This is a genomic window from Janthinobacterium sp., from assembly GCF_031995485.1.
Lineage (GTDB): Bacteria > Pseudomonadota > Gammaproteobacteria > Burkholderiales > Burkholderiaceae_D > Janthinobacterium.
The window spans coordinates 20,832-42,299 of sequence record NZ_DAMAGB010000034.1; the positions used below are offsets into that span (position 1 = coordinate 20,832).

17 protein-coding genes are annotated in these 21,468 nt (G+C 63.1%); 12 read left to right on the forward strand and 5 right to left on the reverse strand.

The features are described from left to right. Positions 1-112 precede the first annotated feature (112 nt). The 7 genes from RTQ46_RS18040 to RTQ46_RS18070 all read left to right on the forward strand — a co-directional run bounded on the left by RTQ46_RS18040 (position 113) and on the right by RTQ46_RS18070 (position 7,922). Positions 113-1,297 carry a DegT/DnrJ/EryC1/StrS aminotransferase family protein gene (locus RTQ46_RS18040; protein WP_312438733.1) on the forward strand — a complete coding sequence of 395 codons (1,185 nt, stop codon included), beginning with the start codon at positions 113-115 and terminating at the stop codon, positions 1,295-1,297. Positions 1,298-1,299: 2 nt separating this feature from the next. Then, positions 1,300-2,295 carry a glycosyltransferase gene (locus RTQ46_RS18045; RefSeq protein WP_312438735.1) on the forward strand — a complete coding sequence of 332 codons (996 nt, stop codon included), beginning with the start codon at positions 1,300-1,302 and terminating at the stop codon, positions 2,293-2,295. After that, positions 2,295-3,227 carry a formyltransferase gene (locus tag RTQ46_RS18050; protein ID WP_312438737.1) on the forward strand — a complete coding sequence of 311 codons (933 nt, stop codon included), beginning with the start codon at positions 2,295-2,297 and terminating at the stop codon, positions 3,225-3,227. Before RTQ46_RS18045 ends, RTQ46_RS18050 begins: the two co-directional genes overlap by 1 nt. Continuing rightward, a complete protein-coding gene (locus RTQ46_RS18055) occupies positions 3,224-4,276 on the forward strand; it encodes a bifunctional UDP-4-keto-pentose/UDP-xylose synthase (RefSeq protein WP_312438739.1) in 1,053 nt (350 codons plus the stop codon). Before RTQ46_RS18050 ends, RTQ46_RS18055 begins: the two co-directional genes overlap by 4 nt. Then, positions 4,276-5,235: a polysaccharide deacetylase family protein gene (locus RTQ46_RS18060; protein ID WP_312438741.1), complete on the forward strand. Its 960-nt coding sequence runs from the start codon at positions 4,276-4,278 to the stop codon at positions 5,233-5,235. The genes RTQ46_RS18055 and RTQ46_RS18060 overlap by 1 nt, the downstream gene beginning before the upstream one ends. Before the next feature lie 74 nt (positions 5,236-5,309). Further along, positions 5,310-5,780, forward strand: a complete 471-nt coding sequence (locus RTQ46_RS18065; protein ID WP_312438743.1) for a peroxiredoxin — start codon at positions 5,310-5,312, stop codon at positions 5,778-5,780. Between the two features lie 270 nt (positions 5,781-6,050). Next, on the forward strand, positions 6,051-7,922 hold the full coding sequence (locus RTQ46_RS18070) for a PhoH family protein (protein ID WP_312438745.1): 1,872 nt from the start codon (positions 6,051-6,053) through the stop codon (positions 7,920-7,922). An 86-nt stretch (positions 7,923-8,008) separates the two neighbouring features. Here the strand turns inward: RTQ46_RS18070 and RTQ46_RS18075 are convergent, their stop codons facing one another. Together RTQ46_RS18075 and RTQ46_RS18080 are read right to left on the reverse strand one after the other, a co-directional pair. Continuing rightward, positions 8,009-13,606, reverse strand: coding sequence for a DUF3320 domain-containing protein (locus RTQ46_RS18075; RefSeq protein ID WP_312438747.1), 5,598 nt, complete (start codon positions 13,604-13,606; stop codon positions 8,009-8,011). A gap of 132 nt (positions 13,607-13,738) precedes the next feature. After that, complete coding sequence (locus tag RTQ46_RS18080; RefSeq protein WP_312438749.1) at positions 13,739-14,197, reverse strand: DUF3304 domain-containing protein; 459 nt, start codon at positions 14,195-14,197, stop codon at positions 13,739-13,741. Between the two features lie 159 nt (positions 14,198-14,356). On the opposite strand from RTQ46_RS18080, the gene RTQ46_RS18085 reads away from it, so the two are divergent. Further along, positions 14,357-15,031, forward strand: coding sequence for a site-2 protease family protein (locus RTQ46_RS18085; RefSeq protein WP_312438751.1), 675 nt, complete (start codon positions 14,357-14,359; stop codon positions 15,029-15,031). Next, a complete protein-coding gene (locus RTQ46_RS18090; RefSeq protein ID WP_312438753.1) occupies positions 15,028-16,026 on the forward strand; it encodes a TPM domain-containing protein in 999 nt (332 codons plus the stop codon). Before RTQ46_RS18085 ends, RTQ46_RS18090 begins: the two co-directional genes overlap by 4 nt. Positions 16,027-16,097: 71 nt before the next feature. Here RTQ46_RS18090 and RTQ46_RS18095 read toward each other — a convergent pair whose 3' ends face one another. Beyond that, on the reverse strand, positions 16,098-17,465 hold the full coding sequence (locus RTQ46_RS18095) for an NAD-dependent succinate-semialdehyde dehydrogenase (RefSeq protein WP_312438755.1): 1,368 nt from the start codon (positions 17,463-17,465) through the stop codon (positions 16,098-16,100). A gap of 149 nt (positions 17,466-17,614) precedes the next feature. On the opposite strand from RTQ46_RS18095, the gene yidD reads away from it, so the two are divergent. From yidD to RTQ46_RS18110, 3 genes are all read left to right on the forward strand, one after another. Continuing rightward, complete coding sequence (gene yidD / locus RTQ46_RS18100; RefSeq protein WP_312438757.1) at positions 17,615-18,103, forward strand: membrane protein insertion efficiency factor YidD; 489 nt, start codon at positions 17,615-17,617, stop codon at positions 18,101-18,103. Positions 18,104-18,306: 203 nt separating this feature from the next. Continuing rightward, the gene (locus tag RTQ46_RS18105) at positions 18,307-19,248 is read left to right on the forward strand and encodes a bestrophin family protein (protein WP_312438758.1); all 942 of its coding nucleotides are present in this window, start codon (positions 18,307-18,309) and stop codon (positions 19,246-19,248) included. Between the two features lie 106 nt (positions 19,249-19,354). After that, positions 19,355-19,564 carry a heavy-metal-associated domain-containing protein gene (locus RTQ46_RS18110; RefSeq protein ID WP_312438760.1) on the forward strand — a complete coding sequence of 70 codons (210 nt, stop codon included), beginning with the start codon at positions 19,355-19,357 and terminating at the stop codon, positions 19,562-19,564. Positions 19,565-19,615: 51 nt separating this feature from the next. On the opposite strand, the gene RTQ46_RS18115 is transcribed toward RTQ46_RS18110, so the two are convergent. Both RTQ46_RS18115 and RTQ46_RS18120 read right to left on the reverse strand, forming a co-directional pair. Beyond that, entirely contained in the window at positions 19,616-20,356 is a 741-nt protein-coding gene (locus RTQ46_RS18115; RefSeq protein WP_312438762.1) for a glutathione S-transferase family protein, read from the reverse strand. 11 nt (positions 20,357-20,367) lie between these two features. Continuing rightward, on the reverse strand, positions 20,368-21,465 hold the full coding sequence (locus RTQ46_RS18120; protein WP_312438763.1) for an AI-2E family transporter: 1,098 nt from the start codon (positions 21,463-21,465) through the stop codon (positions 20,368-20,370). Positions 21,466-21,468: the final 3 nt, after the last annotated feature.

Sequence of the window (21,468 nt, forward strand, 5' to 3'; positions counted from 1 at the left end):
ACGGCCATCAGCCCCGCCCCCGCTGAAATCGGCCGTACTGCAAAATTGAGAAGCTTTAGAATGGAAGTGCCTGCAGACGCGGTCTGGCGGGCAGCTTTCGCGACCACGCTGCATGGCGAAAACTACGCCAAATTTGAGAACAAGTGAGTACCCCATGACCTCGACCCTGCCCTTTTTGCCCTTCTCCAGGCCCACCATCGACGAGGCCACCATCGCCGCTGTCGGCGAGGTGCTGCGCTCGGGCTGGATCACCAGCGGCCCGAAGGTGCAAGCCTTTGAAGCCCGGCTGTCCGACTACTTCGGCGGGCGCCCCGTGCGCACCTTCAATTCCGGCACCTGCACCATGGAAATCGCGCTGCGCGTGGCCGGCATAGGCGCCGGCGACGAAGTCATCACCACGCCCGTGTCGTGGGTGGCGACGGCCAATGTGATCATCGAAGTGGGCGCCACGCCCGTGTTTGCCGATATCGATCCCGTCACGCGCAATATCGACCTGGACAAGCTCGAAGCGGCGATCACGCCCAGGACCCGCGCCATCATCCCGGTCTACCTGGCCGGCCTGCCGGTCGACATGGACCGCCTGTACGCGATTGCCAGACAATACAATCTGCGCGTGATCGAAGACGCGGCGCAGGCGCTCGGTTCGTCCTGGAACGGCAAGCCGATCGGCTCGTTTGGCGACTTCGTGTCGTTCAGCTTCCAGGCCAACAAGAACATCACCACCGGCGAAGGCGGCGCGCTGGTGCTGAACAACCTGGAAGAAGCAAAGCTGGCCGAGAAATTCCGCCTGCAAGGCGTCACGCGCAGCGGCGTCGATGGCATCGATGTCGATGTGCTGGGCGGCAAGTACAACATGAGCGACATCATGGCCGCCATCGGCCTGGGCCAGTTTGCCAATCTCGACGCGATTACCGCGCACCGCCGCGCGCTGGCGCGCCACTACTTTGCCCAGTTCGGCAGCGGCTTCGAAGCGGCCAGCGGCGCGCAACTGCCGGTGACGGACTTCGAGCACAGCAACTGGCATCTGTTCCAGATCATCCTGCCCGATCATGGCCCCGACACGCGCGCCAGCTTCATGCGCCAGATGAGTGAACTGAACGTCGGCACCGGTTTTCACTATGCGCCGATCCACCTGTTCAGCCTGTATCGCGCACGCGGCTTTACTGACGGCATGTTCCCCCATGCGGAAAAAGTCGGTCGCCTGACCGTGACCCTGCCGATGTTCTACGCCATGACCCTGGCCGATGTCGAGCGCGCAGTGGCCGCCGTCAAATCCATCCTCATCAAGGGGGAGTGAGCATGAAACCCGAACTGTCGGTCATCATTCCGATCTATAACGAGCAGGAAGGCCTGGCCAGCCTGTTCGCGCGCCTGTACCCGGCGCTCGACGCGCTGCAGACCAGCTACGAAATCATTTTCGTCAACGACGGCAGCCGCGACAATTCCGTGGCGCTGCTGGCCGAGCAGTTCCGCCAGCGCCCGGAAGTCACGCGCGTGGTGCTGTTCAATGGCAACTATGGCCAGCATATGGCGATCCTGGCCGGCTTTGAAGCATCGCGCGGCCAGATCATGATCACGCTTGACGCCGACCTGCAAAACCCGCCCGAGGAAATCGGCAACCTGGTGGCGAAGATGCGCGAAGGCTACGATTATGTGGGCTCGATCCGGCGCAAGCGGCAGGATTCCGCCTGGCGCACGGTGGCCTCGAAGCTGATGAACCGCCTGCGCGAGCGCATCACCAATATCAAGATCACCGACCAGGGCAATATGCTGCGCGCCTATGGCCGCAATGTGATCGACCTGGTCAACCAGTGCGCCGAAGTGAACACCTTCGTGCCGGCGCTCGCGTATACCTTTGCCCGCAAGCCCACCGAGATCACGGTCGAGCACGAAGAGCGGGCAGCCGGCGAATCGAAGTATTCGCTGTACAGCCTGATCCGCCTGAACTTCGACCTGGTGACGGGCTTTTCGCTGATCCCGCTGCAAATCTTTTCCATGCTGGGCATGCTGCTGTCGTTCAGCTCGGCGCTGCTGGTGGTCTACCTGCTGGCGCGCCGCTTCGTGTTCGGCGCCGAAGCCGAGGGCGTGTTCACCCTGTTCGCGATCGCCTTCTTCTTCATGGGCGTGATCCTGTTCGGCATCGGCCTGGTCGGCGAATACGTGGGTCGCATCTTCCAGCAGGTGCGCGCCCGTCCGCGCTACGTGGTGCAGACCATCCTGCAGGATGGCATGGCGCAGGCGCAGGCCGAGGCGGTACCCTACGTGCGCCTGGAAAAACGCCAGGTGGCCCGCTGATGCGCGCCGTCGTGTTTGCCTACCACAGCGTGGGCGTGCGCTGCCTCAAGGTGCTGCTGGCCGGCGGCGTCGATGTCGCGCTGGTCGTCACGCATGAGGACAATCCGCAGGAAAACCTGTGGTTCGACTCGGTGGCCGCCCTGTGCCGCGCCGAGGGCATTGCCTTTGTCACGCCGCCCGATGCCAACGCGCCCGAATTGCTGGCGCAAGTGCAGGCGGCGCAGCCGGACATGCTGTTCAGTTTTTACTACCGCCATATGCTGCCGGCCAGCGTCCTCGACGTGGCGCCGGGGTACAACATGCACGGCTCGCTGCTGCCGCAGTTCCGCGGCCGCGCGCCCGTCAACTGGGCCGTGCTGCACGGCGCCAGCGAGACGGGCGCCACCCTGCATGCGATGACGGTCAAACCGGACGCGGGCGCCATCGTGGCGCAGACCGCCGTGCCGATTTTGCCCGACGATACCGCCTTCGAGGTGTTCGGCAAGGTGACCGTGGCCGCCGAGCAAACCTTGTGGAAAGTCTTGCCGGCCTTGCTGGACGGCAGCGCACCGCTTACGCCCAACGACCTGCGCCAGGGCGGCTACTTTGGCGGCAGGAAACCGGCCGATGGCCGCATCGACTGGAGCTTGCCGGCACAGCAGGTCTACAACCTGCACCGCGCCGTGGCGCCGCCCTACCCCGGCGCATTTACCGAGCTGCACGGCATCACCTATGTGATCCAGCAAGCCAGATTGAGCCGTGCGCCAGCAGTGGACTTGCCGCCCGGCCTGGCCGTGGTCGAAGGGGCCATGGTCGGCGTCTGCGGCGATGGCCGCATGCTGGCCATTTCCTCGCTGCACGCCAACGATCAACCGATTTCTGCCGCACAACTGCAAGACCAGCTGACTTCCCATGCCAGCACCCCCCATACCACCCAAGAGAAATTCACATGAAAAAAGTCCTTATCCTCGGCGTCAACGGTTTTATCGGCCACCACCTGTCCAAGCGCATCCTGGAAACCACCGACTGGGAGGTGTACGGCATGGACATGAACAGCGACCGCATCAGCGATGTGCTGGACAATCCGGCGTACAAGTCGCGCATGCACTTCTTTGAAGGCGACATTACGATCAACAAGGACTGGGTCGAGTACCACGTCAAGAAATGCGACGTGATCCTGCCGCTGGTGGCGATCGCCACGCCGTCGACCTACGTCAAGCAGCCGCTGCGCGTGTTCGAGCTGGACTTCGAAGCGAACTTGCCGATCGTGCGCTCGGCCGCCAAGTACGGCAAGCACCTGGTGTTCCCGTCGACGTCGGAAGTGTATGGCATGTGCCACGACGAGGAATTCGATCCGGAAAACTCGGAACTGATCTGCGGCCCGATCAACAAGCCGCGCTGGATCTATTCGAACGCCAAGCAGCTGATGGACCGCGTGATCTGGGGCTACGGCATGGAAGGGTTGAACTTCACCCTGTTCCGCCCGTTCAACTGGATCGGCGCCGGCCTCGATTCGATCCACACGCCGAAGGAAGGTTCGTCGCGGGTGGTCACGCAATTCTTCGGCCATATCGTGCGCGGCGAGAATATTTCGCTGGTCGACGGCGGTGCGCAAAAACGCGCATTTACCTATATCGACGACGGCATCGATGCGCTGATGCATATCATCGCCAACCGGAACGGCGTTGCCAGCGGCAAGATCTATAATATCGGCAATCCGAGCAATAACTATTCGATCCGCGAACTGGCCGGCATGATGCTGCGCCTGGCCGCCGAATATCCGGAGTACGCCGACGGCGCGCAACACGTCAAGATCGTGGAAACCACCTCGGGTGCCTACTATGGCGCCGGTTACCAGGACGTGCAGAACCGCGTGCCGAAGATCACCAATACCTGCGAAGAACTGGGCTGGGCGCCGACCACCACCATGGGCGACGCGCTGCGCCATATTTTCGACGCCTACCGCAGCCAGGTCACGCAGGCGCAAGCGCTGATGGATTAATGTTGAGCAAACCCTTACTGACACTGAAAATCGACGTCGACACCTATCGCGGCACCCGCGAAGGCGTCGCGCCCCTGGTGCGCATGCTGGCCGCGCACCAGGCCAACGCCACGTTTTTGTTCACCATGGGACCCGACCATACGGGCTGGGCCCTGCGCCGGGCCTTGCGTCCCGGTTTTTTCAGCAAGGTCTCGCGCACTTCGGTGGTCGAGCACTACGGCCTCAAGACCCTGATGTACGGCACGCTGCTGCCGGGCCCCGACATCGGCAAGCGCTGCGCGGAAGAGCTGCGCGCCGTGCGCGACGCCGGTTTCGAATGCGGCATCCACACCTGGGACCACACCTTGTGGCAGGATAATGTGGCGCGCCGCGACGCCGCCTGGACCAGCACCATGATGCGCAAGGCCGCCGCCCGCTTTGCCCAGGTCTTCGGCATGCCGGCGCGCACCATCGGCGCGGCCGGCTGGCAGATGAATGTCAGCGCCTTTGCCGAACACGATACGGCCGGCTATGCGTATGCCTCGGATGGCCGCGCCATGCTGGACGAACGGGGCGCCATGCTGCGTGCCGGCGACGGTCCGCACCGCGTGCGCAACGGCAATACGGTGCTGCGCTGCGTGCAGCTGCCCACCACCCTGCCGACCCTCGACGAATTGCTCGGCTGCCAGATTGATGGCAAAATGCTCACCGCCAGCAATATTGCCGACCATATCCTGTCCCTGACGGCGGAAAATCGCCGCGATCATGTCTATACTTTGCATGCGGAGCTTGAAGGACAGAAACTCGCCCCCATTTTCGAGCAACTGCTGACAGGCTGGCAAGCCCAGGGCTACCAATTGGCCTCGATGGCCGAGTATCATGACAAGGTGAAACAGTCCGAATTGCCCGTCTGCCCCATCACCTGGGACGAACTGCCGGGCCGCTCGGGACGCCTGATCGTGCAGGGTAAAGCCGCCTGAATGCTGTATTGTTCCACCTGGATGCGTTGCCAGATTTAAAACAGCGCTGAAGATCACCGTTCAGGAGAGAACCTGTGGCTGATAGCCTATCCCTCGTTGCCGTACCCGATTTCACTGCCGCCATGACCAGCGGCAAGACCTTCCAATTGCTGGGCCGTCCAGCCAAGGCCAGCGTGCTGTTCTTTTATCCGAAAGACAATACGCCGGGCTGCACCACCGAAAATATCGCGTTTCGCGATGCTTATGAAAAATTTACCGCCGCCAATGTGGAAATCTATGGCATCAGCCGCGATTCGCTGCGTTCGCACGAAAGTTTCAAGACCAAGCTGGACCTGCCGTTCGAACTGATTTCCGACCCCGACGAAACCATGTGTTTGCAATTCAATGTCATGAAGATGAAACAGATGTATGGCAAGACGGTGCGCGGCGTCGAGCGCAGCACGTTTGTGATTGACGCTGAGGGCCGAATAGTGAAAGAATGGCGAGGCGTGAAGGTCGCAACTCACGTGGAAGAAGTGCTGGAATTCGTGGCGCGTCTGAACTGATGCGCATGTCGGGTTTCCAGCAGGCGTCGTTCAACCTATCGTTCAGTTCACAGCAGCTATCGCCATTTTGAGTCAACGAAGCGCCTCACTCCACTCCGCCAGCCGGGCTTTGCGCCCGCTGATGGACCTCCTTACCGGCTCAGCAAGCCGGCCAGCCGGCAGTCATATCGTCCTGTTCCATTGTTGTTCCCGCATCCACCCCATGCTGCGCCGCCATGAATTGGCGGCCCGTGGGCGATTCATTCCAGAAATTTTTTGATTGAGATCCTGATGCCACTGCCAAAATTACCGAGCAAGCCAGCCACCATCCTGGCCACAGAAGATTACCCAACCGCAGGCGCAGCGCGCCCGGCCACCAAAACCCCGGCAGCCAAGAAAGTGGCTGCACCGATGATTGAAGCGGCGATCGCCGAAGCAGCAAAACCGGTCCGCAATGCGGCTACCAAAATCAAGCAAGTGGCGGCCCTGATGGTTGCCAAGCCGGTGCCCGCACCAGTTCCTGCGCCTGTGCCTATGCCTGCGCCCGAAGTTGTGGCAGCCCCGGCGCCAGTCGCCAAAGCCAAGCCTGCCGTCAAGGCAAAAGCCCCGGCCAAGGCCGAAGTCAAGGCAGAAGCCCCGGTCGCCAAGGTTACGCCGATCAAGTCCGCCAAGCAGGCCGAGCAGGCCCATCCGGCCAAGCACAAGCCGGTCGAAGTGCAGCTCAAGTCGTCGGCCAGCCGCGCCGCCGACCAGCGCGGCGTGTCGAAACTGTTTGTGCTCGACACCAACGTGCTGATGCACGACCCGTCGTCGCTGTTCCGCTTTGAAGAGCACGACGTGTATCTGCCGATGATGACATTGGAAGAGCTGGACAACCACAAGAAGGGCATGACGGAAGTGGCGCGCAATGCCCGCCAGGTATCGCGCACGCTCGACGCGCTGATCAGCAATACCGACGACGACGCGATCGAACACGGCATCCCGCTGGCCAAGCTGGGCAACAAGGACGCCAAGGGCCGCCTGTTCTTCCAGACGCGCCTGCAAAGCGCCGACCTGCCAGCCGGCCTGCCGGTTGGCAAGGCCGACAACCAGATCCTGGCCGTGGTGCGTTCGCTCGAATCGGAGCAGGACGGCCGTCCGGTGGTGCTGGTGTCGAAAGACATCAACATGCGCATCAAGGCGCGCGCGCTGGGCCTGCCTGCCGAAGACTACTTCAACGACCATGTGCTGGAAGACACGGACCTGCTGTATTCGGGCATCGTGCAACTGCCGGACGACTTCTGGAACAAGCACGGCAAGGACATGGAATCCTGGCAGGAAAGCAAGAACGGCTACAGCTCGACGTTCTACCGCGTCACCGGCCCGTTCATCCCGTCGCTGCTGGTCAACCAGTTCATCTACCTGGAACCGAAAAACGGCGAAACCCCGTTCTATGGCCAGGTAAAACAGATCAACGGCAAGACGGCCGTGCTGCAAACCTTGCGCGACTTCAGCCACACGAAAAACAACGTGTGGGGCGTCACCGCGCGCAACCGCGAGCAGAACTTCGCGCTGAACCTGCTGATGAATCCGGAATGCGACTTTGTCACCCTGCTGGGCCAGGCCGGTACCGGCAAGACCCTGCTGGCGCTGGCGGCTGGTCTCGCGCAAGTGCTGGAAACCAAGCTCTACAACGAAATCATCGTGACCCGCGTCACGGTGCCGGTCGGCGAAGACATCGGGTTCCTGCCGGGTACGGAAGAAGAGAAGATGTCGCCATGGATGGGCGCGTTCGACGACAACCTGGAAGTGCTGAACAAGTCCGATACGGACGGCGGCGAATGGGGCCGTGCGGCAACGCAGGACCTGATCCGCTCGCGCATCAAGATCAAGTCGCTCAACTTCATGCGCGGCCGCACCTTTGTGAACAAGTTCCTGATCATCGATGAAGCGCAGAATCTGACGCCGAAACAGGTCAAGACCCTGGTCACGCGCGCCGGTCCTGGCACCAAGATTTTGTGCTTGGGCAATATCGCCCAGATCGACACGCCGTACCTGACCGAAGGCTCGAGCGGCCTGACCTATGTGGTCGACCGCTTCAAGGGCTGGTCGCACAGCGGCCACGTGACCCTGGCGCGCGGCGAACGTTCGCGCCTGGCCGATCACGCCAGCGAAGTGTTGTAAATTTTATCGGGCAGCGCCAGCTGTCTTCGGTAACAGAAAGCCCCGGCTGCAGCGATGCAGCCGGGGCTTTTTTCTTGCCGGGCGCTTTATGCGCTGTCCTGCGGCCTCGGTTCAAACACCTCGCCATTCTTTTGCAGCAAGCCGCGCAGCAGCAGCGCATCGAGACGCAGCCTGATGGTTTCACGCAGCTGCGGGCTGGTCGCCTTGAAGCCGAACAGCCGCGCCACATACTGGGCAATTTCCACCAGGCCTGCGCCATAGTTCCTCTGCAAGGTGCCGAGAATGGCCACGTCGATCTCCTGCGGCGGCAGCATGTCGGGTTTGCGCAAGGTATCGGACAGCACGGCGCCGCGGTCGCGGATGGCCACCACGGTGCCGGGCAGGCTCAGGAAACGATCTGTCATGAGCATGCCGTCAAAACGGACAGCGGCATTGATGGCCCGGTCCACCGCCGCCTGGATGCGCGCGCCGCTGCGCTTCAGGCCCCAGGCGGCGCGCAGGCGCACTACGACTTCATCGGCATGCACGGGGCCTTCCAGCATCACGATCTGTTTCACCAGTTCGCTCAGGGCCGCCACCGGCAGCTCATGCAGCTCGCCGGCATAGGCAGGCTTGGCGGGTATCGCCTCGACATACGCTGCCGGGCGCTCGGCGCCACTGCGCTCCAGGCCGATTTCCGCATGATCTTCGCGTTCCACCGCCACCACCGACACGCCCGGCTTGCGCTGCTGGCGTCCCTGAAGTTCCGCGCGCGCCGCCAGTTCCACCTTGGCCGCATCGATGGCGAGGAGCAGGCGCTGCAGCTCATTATTGGGCCGTTGAAACCAGTCCAGGCTCCAGATGCGGTGGATGATCCAGCCGTGGTCTTCCAGCACCGCCTGGCGCAGGCGGTCGCGGTCGCGCGCCGAACGCGAGCGGTGATACGACTCGCCATCGCATTCGATGCCCAGCAGGTAGCGGCCCGGATGTTCGGCATCGGCAATCCCCAGGTCGATGAAAAAGCCGGCGATGCCCACCTGCGGATGCACTTCGTAGCCGCAAGCCTTGACGGCATCGGCCACCTGCACTTCGAATGGGCTGTCGACTTCGCGGCCCGATGTGCGCGACAGGCCCAGCTTGCCGGTGCGCGCAAAATGCAGGAACAGCTTGAAGGCGGCCACGCCACGCCCCTTGGCCCGCTCCAGGTCGATGTCTTCGTCGGTAATCGAGGCAAACACCTCGCAGCGGCGCTTGGCGCGGCTGATCAGGACATTCAGGCGCCGCTCGCCACCCTCGGCGCTCAGCGGCCCGAAGCGCATGGCCATGGTGCCGAGCTTGTTGCGCCCGTAGCCGACCGAAATGAAGATCACGTCGCGCTCGTCGCCCTGCACGTTTTCCAGGTTCTTGATAAAGAACGGCTCGCTCGGGTGCTGCTGGAAGAACGGCTCGACATCAGGCTGCTGGCGGCGCAGCAGTTCCAGCTCATCCTGGATCGCGCGCCGTTGCTTCACCGAAAACGTGGCTACCCCCAGCGAGTGGCCGGGCGAGGTGCGCGCATGCTGGATGATCGCCTCGGCAATCACCTTCGCCTCTTCCGCATTGGTGCCGGTATTGCCCGAATCGAACACGCCGTTGGCGATATGGTGGAACTGCAGGCCCATGCCCGCTTCCTGCGTATACGGACTGGGCACGATGAACAGCTTGTTCTCATAAAACTGGCTGTTCGACACGGCAATCAGCGACTGGTGCCGGCTGCGGTAATGCCAGCGCAACATGCGCTGCGGCAAGCCGCGCGCCGTAAACAGGCCCAGGATGCTTTCGATATCGGACACTTGGGTGTCGTCGTCGCCATCCTCGTCGGGCTCGGCGCTGGTCATCTTGGAAAAGAATTTGGTCGGAGGCAACTGGCGCTCGTCACCGACCACCACCACCTGGCGCGAACGCGCAATTGCCCCCAGCGCATCGACGGGCTGGATCTGGCTGGCCTCGTCCATCACCAGCAAGTCAAAACTCAGTTGCCCGGCGGGCAGGAACTGCGCCACCGACAAGGGGCTCATCATGAAAACGGGTTTCAGGGCCTGGATGGCGGGCGCCGCGCGCTGCATCAGGCGGCGGATCGGCATATGGCCCTTGCGCTTGGCCATCTCGCCGCGCAGCACGCCCAAGGGGCCAATGGCGCCGCCGCCCTGCGGAATGCGCCGGTGATGGGCGCGCACCACTTCCAGGCTGGAGGCGGCGATGCGATCCCGGTCCAGTTGCGCGAAACTGGCGGCCAGCCGGCCGTGCAGGTGGCCGTCAAAATGCGCCAGCGCCTCGTCGCTGCGCACCTGCTCGGCAAACAGCGCCTCGAAGTAGGCCATCGTGAAGGTGCGCATGGCCTCGCGCGGCACCAGCACGCCCGCTTCGAGCCGGGTGACGATCTCGCCGATGCCCAGCTGGCGCGCCCTGGCGCAGCGGTCGCGGTACATCACCCACTTCGACAATTCCTCGGCGAACTCGATCCACAGTCCCATGCGCCCCAGCAAGGCAAACGCGGGCAAATCAAGAATGGCCGGCACCTGGAACAGTTTTTCGTTATTGGTGCACAGCTCGCCGTACAGCGCATCGAGGTCGGCCAGCAACTGGCGCTGCGTGGCGTCGATTTCCAGCGCACGCTGCAGGGGTGCGCCGCGGTCGTCGTGGCGCGCCACCGTCTGCCGCAACTGCCGGTGGCCTGCCAGCCACAGCGCGCTGCTGCGCAAATGGTTCCAGTCCGATTGCGCGCCCTGCCATGCTTCGCCGAAAGCCGCACGGGCCAGCTCACCGGCTGACTCAAGCCGCTGTTGCAGCGCCTGCATCGCGATCAGCAGGTCGAGCCGGGCAATCTTGTCAGCCAGGCCAGGCGGCACGTCCAGCATCACGGAGGCGCAGTCCGCCTGGCACAGTGCCAGCCGCGCCACCTGTTCCGTGATCCGTTGCAGCGGCGCCGCGTCCACGCTGGTCCACTCGCGAAACGCGGCTTCATCCTGCCAGCCGTTGAACCACATCGCGTCGAGCAGCGGCCGGATTTCCTGCAGCAGGCTGCCGACCAGCGCCGCGCGCCGGCTGATTTCGGAGCGGTCCGGCAACCTGCTGGCGATCATGCGCGGCTGCGCACCGAGGCCGCGCAGGCTGCGCATCCATTCCACCAGTGCCAGCAGCGGCGCCGAACGCGTCTGTCCGCCGCGCCAGTCGGCGCCAAACGCGCCGCTGCCAAAGGTATCTTGCGCGGCGATGCGCTCCATCAGTTTCCTGCCTTCGGCCAACTGATCGAGCATTTCCAGCTGCTCCGGCAACGGCGCGTCCGGATTGCGCAGGATGCCCTTGACCTGCTTGCTGGCGGCGCGCCATTCACTGTTGACGAAGCGCAGCAGGCTGTCGCCATGGGCGGCCAGCGCCTGGCGCGCCGGAACCAGGTCAAGCTGCCAGGCGCCGCTGCTGACCTTGCCGTCGAGCCGCGCCTGCAAGCCTTCCAGCGCGGCGACCGCCTGCGCCAGGTCGGCCGCCTGCTCTACCCCCTGGTCCCACACGGTCGAGACGAATACATCGGGGCTGACATCGGGCGCGGTGGCCACTTTCTGCGCCGTCAGCACCAGGCGGTTGATTTCGCCGTAGTTGGCCATCTGGCCGGCCGCATCGACGCCGAGCAGGCGGCCCAGCAGGGCCACTTCGCCGTCGAGCTTGCTCAGCAGCACCTGCAAGGCGCCAGCACGCTCGAATGCCAGCGCATTCGCGTGCGCCGGCAAGCCGGCCAGCTGCTGGCGCAGCGCCTGCACATCCGTATTCCAGGCATCGGGCCGGATCTCGCCGGCCAGCCCGGCCGTGACGCGCTGCAGCTGCAGGCCAGCGTCGACCAGTGCCGTCAATTCCTGCGCCTGGCCGTCCCACACGGGCGAGCGCAAGGCGGCGGCGCACAGCGTGGGCGCTTGCGCCACCTCGCGCGCCAGCTCGGTCAGATAGTCCATATCGCGCAGCACGGCCGGCGCCAGTGTATCGAGCGACAGCGCCAGATCGGCCTGCTGCGCGGCAAGCTCCTGGCAGCGCGCCCGCAAGGCCGTGATGCGCGCCACCAGCCGCTCCACGTCGTTCGGCAGTATCACCTTGAGCGCCACGCCGCGCCATGGATGGTCGAGCGGCTCGCCGATATCGACGATGCGCTGCGCCAGTTCCTCGACCACGGCCAGGCGCTGCTGCACTTCATCGGGCGACCAGCTTTCCGGCTGCTGCAGCCGGATATCGACCGGCTGCACCTTGTCCTGGCGCAGCTTGCTCAGTTCGCCGATCACCTGGTATGGCGTCAACCGGGCGGCGGGGTGCGGCTGGTGCAGCCGCGCGCTGTGTGCGTTCAGTTCGTTGCGCGCCGCCAGCAAGCGGCTGTTCAGGGTGGTGGCAGTATCGCCCTTGGGCGAACCCAGTTCCGAGGTGCGGCGCAGCTCGTCGAGAAACATTTTTTTGTTGGCCTTGTTGCTGTGCAGCTCGATGCAGGCGTCGCCCACGCCGGCCTGGTCCAGGCGCCGCTTGACCACTTCCAGCGCGGCCATTTTTTCCGCCACGAACAGCACCGTCTTGCCGTCGGCAATCGCCGAGGCAATCACATTGGCAATCGTCTGCGATTTGCCGGTGCCGGGCGGTCCCTGGATTACCAGGTTGCGCCCGGCGCGCACATCGTGCACGGCCAGCGTCTGCGAGCTGTCGCAATCGACGATATGCAGCAGCTCGGCCGGCGCGATATGGTCGTCCAGGTTGGCGTCTTCGGGAATGGCCGACTCTTCAAAGGCAAACCCATCAGACAGCAGCCCGCGCATCAGCGGCTGGTTCGTCAGCCCGCCTTCCGGCCAGGTGGCCGGATCAAGATCGCGGTACATGAGAAACTTGGAAAAGGAAAAAAAGCCGAGCACGATATCGTCGCCATCGACCACCCAGCCTTCCTTTGATTTGACGGCGTCGCGCACGGCTTCGATATAGGCGAGCGGATCGAATTCGTCGCCCGCTTCATAGGCCGGCATTTTCAGATGATGCACACGTTCGAGGAACGCCTCGAGCGACAGATTCGAGGAATGCTCTTCCTGGCGCCATTTCAATTTGAACTGTTCGGCGGCATTACCGCGTTCCAGGCTGACCGGTATCAGTATCAGCGGTGCATGGCGCACGTTTTTCGCATTGAGCGGGTCGAGCCATTTCAAGGTGCCAAGCGCCAGGAACAAAATATTGACGCCCTGCTCTTCTTCCAGCGTGCGGGCGTCGAGATACATGTCGAGCAACCGTTTTTGCAGCCCTTTCGACGTCAGCCGCGTCTGCAGCTTCGTATCGGCATGGCGATTGAACACGCCACGCTCATTGACACTGTCATCGGCACTGTCATGACCCGGCTGCGCCAGGTCGCCGATTTCATCGGCGTCTTCTTCATTTTCCGTTTTATCGAGCTCGACCTTGTTGGATTCCCGGCCCGGCAAAAAGGTAAAGGGCCGGCCTTCCGACACCATCAGGCGGAACACTTCGCTGGTCTTTTCATCGACCACATCGATCGTGCGCGCGGTGGTGGACGAACGGGGAATATTCAACAGGCGGTTGCGCGCCGTCAGGTCCAGCAATTCGGTGCGGGCGCGTTCCAGTTTCGCATCCGCCGGCAGGCTGGCCTGTAAAAACGTTGATTCAAATGCTGGCACTACGACCTCGGCATCATTCATTGTCGTCTCATCACTTCACTATAAATTGGACCGCTCGGGTTTTGTCTGCAACTTTACTCCCTAACGATGGGCAATAAAGCAAAAGCGCAGTGGAATCTGTCCGCGCCCGTGTGCTGTCGCGACGTCGAAACATTATTCCCAGATGATTTCCAGCGGCTTGCCCGGCTCCAGTTCCGCTTCCTTGCCGGTCAGCGGATATTCACGGTGCCCCAGCAGAACCCCGGTAACCAGGACCTTGTATCTGCCGTCGTGCAGGAAATGCACGACAAAGTAGTTGGCATCGGCGTCATAACGGGGTACAGGCACGACCTTTTCGACCCGGATGTCCTGGCCGTTTTTTACGGTGGACATGGTGATGGTAACCGTAATGCCCGGCTTCCATTTTCTTGGCAGCGAGACGGTGCCCATCATGCCGCCGCCGCCCTGGCCCGTATCCAGATAACCGGCCTCCAGCCACGCACCGTCGGATGTCGTCACGATATAGCTGCCTATCCCATGCTCGGTATGGTTATAGCCGACCAAAGCGAAAAGTTTTGTCGGCTCGCCGCAGCCAGTGCCGAGACAGCACAAGACCATTGCCAGCAACGCCATGACGCATCTGTTTGCGAATCTCATCCCGTGTCCTCCCTGTCATGCCCGCCATGCCGCAGTCTTCCCGCATAAGATTGCACATCCTACAAGAGTTCAGGCGGAGCGCAGTTTCTGCAGGCAACATGCTCTAATACGGTTCGTCAACTCTCTTCCTCCGCCATGCACCCGGTCTTCCAGTTCCTGCTCGCCACTTTCCTGTTCATGCTGATCCATGTGTCCGTGATGGCCTTGTCTGCCCGCGCCTTCGGCATCACGATACGCCGCATCGCCTATGGTGTGGGGCCCACCCTGTTTTCAATCGGCAAGGCGCAGCTCAGGCTGCTGCCGTTTGCCGGCAGCGTGGTGCTGAAAGACACGCGTGAAGAACAGATTGACGATGACGAAGCTGGTGGCGACATCTACAACGAACGGCCGCTATGGCAGCAACTCGCCGTGTTGCTCAGCGGCGTGGCGGCACCCTTGATACTGGCGCTGGGTTTGCTGGGGGCGCAAGGCTGGCACAGCTTTACGGGCGCGTTTGTTCAGATTATCGCGGGGGCGCTGGCGCCGTTGAGCACGGCGCAACAGCTGCTGGCCGACGGCGACGCGTTTGCCCATGCGCATGGCTTCATGCTGGTGTTCGCGCTGGTCAGCGTGAAACTGTGCGCGCTCAACCTGCTGCCGTTTGGCGGGTTGAACGGCGGCCAGGCGCTGCTGGCCATCGCACGCGGCGGCAAACCGTCTGTGGCGTGGGAAGAGACGGTGGCGAAATGGCTGCTGCTGCCGGGGCTGGCGGTGTTGCTGGCGTGGCTGGTGGCATTCGGACTTTACTGCTTGAAAGCGACAGGTGCATGATGAACAGAGCCGCAGCCTGCTTCCTGCGCGCCAGCCGATGGCTGTGCATGCTTTTCCTGCTGCAATCGACGCCCGCGTATGCGACGCTGTCCGTTCCGGCCCTGCAATCGCATGTCAACGACTACGCCGGCGTACTGGCCGCGCGCGGTCCGGCCATCGATGCGACACTGAAAGCGTTCGAGACACAGACCGGACACCAGGTATTCGTGCTGACGGTCGCGCACCTGCCTGCGGACACCTCGATCGAGGCCTACGCCGTGGCCGTGTTCGAACAGTGGCAGCCGGGCCGCAAGGACAAAGATGATGGCGCGCTGCTGGTGATCGCCACCGGCGACAAAAAGATGCGCATTGAAACCGGTTATGGCCTGGAAGACAGGCTGACGGACCTGGCAAGCGCGCGCATCGTGCGCGAGGTAATCACGCCCCGTTTCAGACAGGGCGATACCGAGGGTGGCGTGGCCGCTGGCGTCGACGCGATGCTGGCCGTGATCTCGGGCCAGCCGGCAGCCGCGCCGCTGGCCAGCGCAGGCACGCAAGACAGGGAAATTTCGGGCGCCGCCAAATGGATCGTGCTGGGCCTGTTCGGCGTCCTGCTGCTGTTCGGGCTGTGCATGTCGCTGTTTGCCGGCGTGTTCGGCCTCCTGGCCAGCGTGATCGTGACGGTATCGGTGGTGCTGCTGTTCGCCAGCGACTGGCGCGGCTGGATCGGCGCGGGCGCGGTGATATTGGCCTGGCTGCTGCTGCGCTGGCGGATGGTGGCGAACAATGTACGCAAATATCACTTGCCGAAGGCGCGCAGCAAGACACTGGCGTGGCTGAAAGTTTATCTGTTTTCGCTGGGGTTTGCGCGTGGCGGGCCGGCACGCAAGCGGGAGCGCGATGACAGCCGTAGCAGTGGTAGCAGCGGATCGTCAGGCAGCAGTTCGTCGGGTGGCGGCGGCACCACCGGTGGTGGCGGGCGCTCGGGCGGAGGCGGAGCTTCGGGATCGTGGTGAGGATGGCGAATGTCGGATCAGCGTGGCGATGCCACGCTGATCCGAGCTGCGAGGTTACGGTACCTTGAGGCTTATCCCACCAGCACCAATTTACGGTTGACGAACTCCATGATGCCCAGGTCCGACAATTCGCGGCCGTAGCCGGAATGCTTGACGCCGCCGAATGGCAGGTCCGGCGCCGTGATCGCCGGCGAGTTGATGAAGACCATGCCGGTCTCGATCTGGCTGGCCAGTTTTTTGGCGCGCGCGATATCGGTGGTAATGATAGTACCGCCCAGGCCGAATGGCGAATCGTTGGCCAACGTGATCGCCTCGTTCTCGTCTTTCACGCGGAAGATCATGGCGACGGGCGCAAAGAACTCCTGGTAGTAGACGGGATTGTCGGGTGTCACATCGGTCAGGATGGTCGGCTCCATGAAGTAGCCCGTGCGGTCAACCCGCTTGCCGCCCAGCAGCACTTTCGCGCCGCCTTCGACCGCCTGGCCCACCTGTTTCACGGCCAGCTCCAGGGCCGCTTCGCTCGACAACGGCGCCAGGGTGGTGGCTGCATCCATCGGGTCGCCCGCTTGCAGTTTGGCCAGCTCGGCCTGGAAGCGTTCGACAAAGGTGTCGGCAATGCTGTCGGCCAGAATGAAACGCTTGGAGCCGTCGCACACCTGACCAGAATTCTGGATGCGGCCGATCACGGCCAGTTTCACCGCCAGGTCCATGTCGGCGTCGTCCAGCACGATAAAGGCGTCGCTGCCGCCCAGCTCCATCGTGGTCTTTTTCAAGGCTTTGCCGGCGGTGGCGGCAACCGATGCGCCGGCCCGCTCGCTGCCCGTCAGCGCCACGCCCTGCACGCGCGGGTCGGCGATGGCGGTGGCCACCTGCTCGCTGGAGAAGAAGGCATTGGTGTAGGCGCCGGCCGGCGCGCCCGCATCGGTGAACAGTTTTTCAAACGCCAGCGCGCATTGCGGCACGTTCGACGCGTGCTTGACCACCAGCGTATTGCCGGCCATCAGGTTCGGACCGGCCACGCGGGCCAGCTGGTAGTACGGGAAGTTCCACGGCTCGACGCAGAAGATCACGCCCAGCGGTGCGATTTCCACGCTGGCCTCGCCGCGCTTGACATCGAGCTGTTTCGGCGCCAGGAACTGTTCGGCATTGTCGGCATAGTAGTCGAGGATTTTCACGCACAGCGACACTTCCTGCTGCGCTTCCTTGAACAGCTTGCCCATTTCCAGGGTAATCAATTTGGCGAAATCATCGCGCTGCTCTTTCAACAGCATGGCCGCTTTCTTGACCACTTCCTTGCGCTCGGCGAAGCTGCGCTTGCGCCAGTCGCTCTCGAAGGTAGTGGCTGCCTGGGCCAGGATGGTTTCCATTTGCGCGTCGCTGTGCGGCGTGAAGGTTTGTTCGATCTGTTCGCTGTACGGATTCGTGGTCTGATAGCTCATCTGTTTTCCTTTGTCATGACGCCCCGCGATTGCATGGGTAGTTTTTCAGTATGCAGGAAAATGCAAAACCCTACCGTTCGGGGACGAACATAGCAGCGGCCGCAAATAGTTGCCGAAAAACAGGACTGAAAGTAAGCTGCCTGCTTTAAATGCATGGGAGCGCCACCATTTTTACCTCCACCGCCCTGCTCGCCATCCGGCTCTACCAGCGTTATATGTCACCGCTCAAGGGGTTTTCCTGCGCTTATCGCTTGCTGACGGGACGCGACAGCTGCTCGGCCTACGGCTACCGCGTGATCGAGCGTTTCGGACTGACGCAGGGGCTGACACTGCTGCGGCGCCGGCTGCATGACTGCGGCGAGCAGCATCGTGCACAGCGTGAACGGACGGTTTCCCATCGCACCGCCCGCCACCAGGCCCAGGCCGGCTTTTGCGATGCCGGCTGCGACCTGCCCTCTGCCGACTGCGTATCTGCCGATTGCCTGTGCGACGCCTGCGATATCGCTGACTTGTTCAAACGCCGGCCGTGCAACTGCGGCTGGCTGCAAGACAGGGGCTATGGCCTGAACCGGGAACTCAAACGCCAGCAACAGGAACACCGCCGGAAAATCAGGCATGATAGAGCGTCCGGCTCATGATTTTTATCAATTCATGAAATATACATTCATAAAATGAATAACTGGCATACCGCTTCTGAATTGGCCGCCCGCCTGCCAGCGGCCTATACTCCTGCCGTCTCCTCTACACTGCCACCCATGCACACCCATTCCAGCCCGCATTCCGTGCGGGCTTGTCGTTCGCAGCACCTGCCCTTCCCCTCCATCAGCTCCGGGAGCACGCCATGATCGTGCGCGAACGCCCTTCGGCGCTGCGGCTGTTCCTGATCGTGCGCGGCTCGATTTTGCCGCGCATCCGCGTGACCCTGATCGTCAACACGCTGATCGCCACCCTGGTCACCTGGTGCCACGGCACGCTGTTCGACCACAAGGTGATCCTGACCACCATCCCGTTTACGCTGATCGGCCTGCCGCTGGCGATCTTCCTCGGCTTTCGCAATACGGCCGCGTACGACCGCTACTGGGAAGGGCGCAAGCTGTGGGGCGAACTGGTGCTGCGCAGCCGCAACTTTTCGCGCCAGTGCCAGAGCATGATTACCAGCGACACGGCAGCGCATGCAAAACTGGGACTCGACGACGTGCGCGTGCGCATGGTCTGCCGCACCATCGCCTTTTGCCATGCGCTGCGCCACCAGCTGCGCGATTCGGCAGGCGCGGCCGACCTGCAGCCGCTGCTGCGGCCCGGCGAGTGGGCGCTGGCCTGCAAGTCGTCGAACCCGTCCGACTACCTGATGCAGCAGATGGGCCATGACCTGGCCAGCTGCGTGCGCGAAAAACGCATCGACACCATCCTGGCGGCCCAGCTCGACAATTCGATTTCGGCCATGGTGGGCGCCGGCGCTTCGTGCGAACGCATCCGCAGCACGCCGATTCCGTTTTCGTATTCGCTGCTGCTGCACCGCACCGCCTATCTGTACTGTTTCCTGCTGCCGTTCGGCCTGGTCGACTCGCTCGGCTTCATGACGCCGTTCGTGGTGGCCATCGTCGCCTACACTTTTTTTGGCCTCGACGCGCTCGGCGACGAGATCGAAGAGCCATTCGGCGAAGACGCCAACGACCTGCCGCTGTCGGCCATCTGCCGCACGATCGAGATCAACCTGCGCGAGTCGCTGCAGGACGGACAGGTGCCGCCGCCATTGCAGCCGCAAAACTACACGCTGACGTGATGCTGCCCAGGCGCCGCACGACATGTTGCACGATACGCGCGGCGCTTGACCTTCCCCCCGCAGGAAGGCCTATAGTGGAATGACTAACCACTTGAGGAGAATAGCCATGTACCAGTTACAAGTTGAAAACATGACCTGCGGCCATTGCGTCAGCGCCGTCACCAAGGCCGTGCAGTCGGTCGATCCGCAGGCGCAAGTCCAGATCGAGCTGGAAGAAAAAAGCGTCAGGGTCGGCTCCGACAAGGCGCTCGACGCCATCAGCGCCGCCATCGCCGAAGCCGGCTATCCGGTCAGCAAATCCGCCTCGGTCGGATAAGCCGGCCCCTTTGCTGGCTGGTACGGGTTGCGCCAGGGTGGCGAACCCGGCTTACCCATCGAGCTCCGGATAATGCCGGAATATCCCCTCCTCGCTGAACGGCAGCCGCCGTTTCGACTTGAGGTAGCGCGCGATATTCGGCCGCGCCGCCACGCTGTCGTGCAGGTCCGACAGCGCCTGGCAGCGCGGCGCCAGCCGTTCCATCGCCTGCGGAAACGCATAGCGCAGCCCGGCGATCATCTGGAACAGCGACAGGTCGCCATACGTCAGCCTTGATCCCACCAGGAAGCTGCCCCGGCTGCCGTTATTGGCCAGCACCTGCGTGAAATAATCGAGGAATTTCGGCAGGCGCGTTTCGCGAAAATCCTGCGCGCGCAAGGATGCGGCCGCCGCCTGGTCTTCATAATACTGCGCCATCGACAGCGGATGGTGCGTGTCGTGCACTTCCGTCAGCCAGTCGGCCATGGTCAGCTGCAGCTGGTTCAGCCACAGGCGCCCCGCTTCGGCACGCGGCGCCAGGCCCAGCTGCCTGCCCAGGTAAAACAGGATATTCGGCGTCTGCGCGATCAGCAGCTCGCCATGGCCGAGCACCGGCGGCGCATACGCCACCTGCGGCGTGGCGTCGCCATCGAGGCAGGCCAGCATGGCGGGCATGCCCTGCTGCTTGCCCTTGCGTTCGGGCAGGCGCGCCACGTCCTGGTAGTCGGCGCCCGCTTCTTCCAGCGCCAGGCGGACGAATTCGCCGCGGCCCTGGATGGTGGGCCAGTAATACAGCAGATACGGTGCGCTCATGGTTCAGCCTTTCAGGAGTCGGTTCGGGAAGGTGGTTGCACATCGTCGTGCAGCACATCCTGCACGTACAGCATGACCGTCAGGATCATCAGCACGGCGCTCAAAGGCGTGGCCAGCGCCACCCCGGCCAGGCCGAACAGGGCGCCGAACAGCAGCTGCATCACGACAGTCAGCGCCGGCGGCAGCGACACGGTTTTCGCTTCGATCAGCGGCGACACCAGATAGCCTTCCAGCAGCTGGATCGCCACGAACAGCGCGATGGTCGATACGCCCAGCGTGGGGTTGATCGAAAACGCGATCAGCACGGCCGGCACGCCGGCCATCAGCGGCCCCACATATGGAATGAAGTCGAGCAGGCCGGCAATTACGCCGAGGATCAGCGCCAGCGGCACGCCCAGCAGCGACAGGCCGATGGCGGTGGCGCAACCCACCACCACCATGGAGATGGACTTGCCCAGCAACCATTGCGCCAGCGTGCGGCCGATTTCATCGAGCACTTCGCGCGCACGGGGCCGGTGCGCCTGCGGTATCAGCGTCACGAAACCGTCGACATACACCTTGGGCTGGGCCGCGAAATACAGGCCGACAAAGGCGATGATGATCACATTGCCCAAAGCCCCCAGCACGCCGGAAAAAAACAGGCCGGCGTTCGGCACCAGGGAGAGCAGCTGCTTGCGGATCTGCTCGCTCGATGGCAGGTCGGTGGCCAGGCTGCGCAGGAAGGCATTTTTTTGTACCGCTGCGCGCAGCTGCTCGATGGTTTCCGGCACCACCGTGCCCAGCTTGGCCGCCTGCTCGCCGATCTGCGGCGCCATCAAGGCACCGCCGCCGCCGATCACGGCCAGCAGCACCAGCACCACGATGGCCAGCGCAATGCCGCGCCGGCAGCGCAGGCGATTGGCCAGGCGCCGGCTCAGTTCGTGCAGCAGCAAAGCGAACAGGATGCAGGCAAAGATCAGCAGCAGCACATCGGCGCCGAACCACAGCGCCGCCAGCGCCAGCATGAACAGCACGCCCAGGCCATACACGATGGCCACGCGCTGCACGAAGCTGCGTTCGATGACGGGCTGCGCGGCATGCGATTCAGGGCTGGACACCTCGGCACGCATATT

Bases quoted from the DNA above. Each gene is read 5' to 3' on its own strand.
- RTQ46_RS18040 (WP_312438733.1), top strand. From the start codon at position 113: ATGGCGAAAACTACGCCAAATTTGAGAACAAGTGAGTACCCCATGACC.
- RTQ46_RS18045 (WP_312438735.1), top strand. From the start codon at position 1,300: ATGAAACCCGAACTGTCGGTCATCATTCCGATCTATAACGAGCAGGAA.
- RTQ46_RS18050 (WP_312438737.1), top strand. From the start codon at position 2,295: ATGCGCGCCGTCGTGTTTGCCTACCACAGCGTGGGCGTGCGCTGCCTC.
- RTQ46_RS18055 (WP_312438739.1), top strand. From the start codon at position 3,224: ATGAAAAAAGTCCTTATCCTCGGCGTCAACGGTTTTATCGGCCACCAC.
- RTQ46_RS18060 (WP_312438741.1), top strand. From the start codon at position 4,276: ATGTTGAGCAAACCCTTACTGACACTGAAAATCGACGTCGACACCTAT.
- RTQ46_RS18070 (WP_312438745.1), top strand. From the start codon at position 6,051: ATGCCACTGCCAAAATTACCGAGCAAGCCAGCCACCATCCTGGCCACA.
- RTQ46_RS18075 (WP_312438747.1), bottom strand. From the start codon at position 13,606: ATGAATGATGCCGAGGTCGTAGTGCCAGCATTTGAATCAACGTTTTTA.
- RTQ46_RS18080 (WP_312438749.1), bottom strand. From the start codon at position 14,197: ATGGCGTTGCTGGCAATGGTCTTGTGCTGTCTCGGCACTGGCTGCGGC.
- RTQ46_RS18085 (WP_312438751.1), top strand. From the start codon at position 14,357: ATGCACCCGGTCTTCCAGTTCCTGCTCGCCACTTTCCTGTTCATGCTG.
- RTQ46_RS18090 (WP_312438753.1), top strand. From the start codon at position 15,028: ATGATGAACAGAGCCGCAGCCTGCTTCCTGCGCGCCAGCCGATGGCTG.
- RTQ46_RS18095 (WP_312438755.1), bottom strand. From the start codon at position 17,465: ATGAGCTATCAGACCACGAATCCGTACAGCGAACAGATCGAACAAACC.
- yidD (WP_312438757.1), top strand. From the start codon at position 17,615: ATGCATGGGAGCGCCACCATTTTTACCTCCACCGCCCTGCTCGCCATC.
- RTQ46_RS18105 (WP_312438758.1), top strand. From the start codon at position 18,307: ATGATCGTGCGCGAACGCCCTTCGGCGCTGCGGCTGTTCCTGATCGTG.
- RTQ46_RS18110 (WP_312438760.1), top strand. From the start codon at position 19,355: ATGTACCAGTTACAAGTTGAAAACATGACCTGCGGCCATTGCGTCAGC.
- RTQ46_RS18115 (WP_312438762.1), bottom strand. From the start codon at position 20,356: ATGAGCGCACCGTATCTGCTGTATTACTGGCCCACCATCCAGGGCCGC.
- RTQ46_RS18120 (WP_312438763.1), bottom strand. From the start codon at position 21,465: ATGCGTGCCGAGGTGTCCAGCCCTGAATCGCATGCCGCGCAGCCCGTC.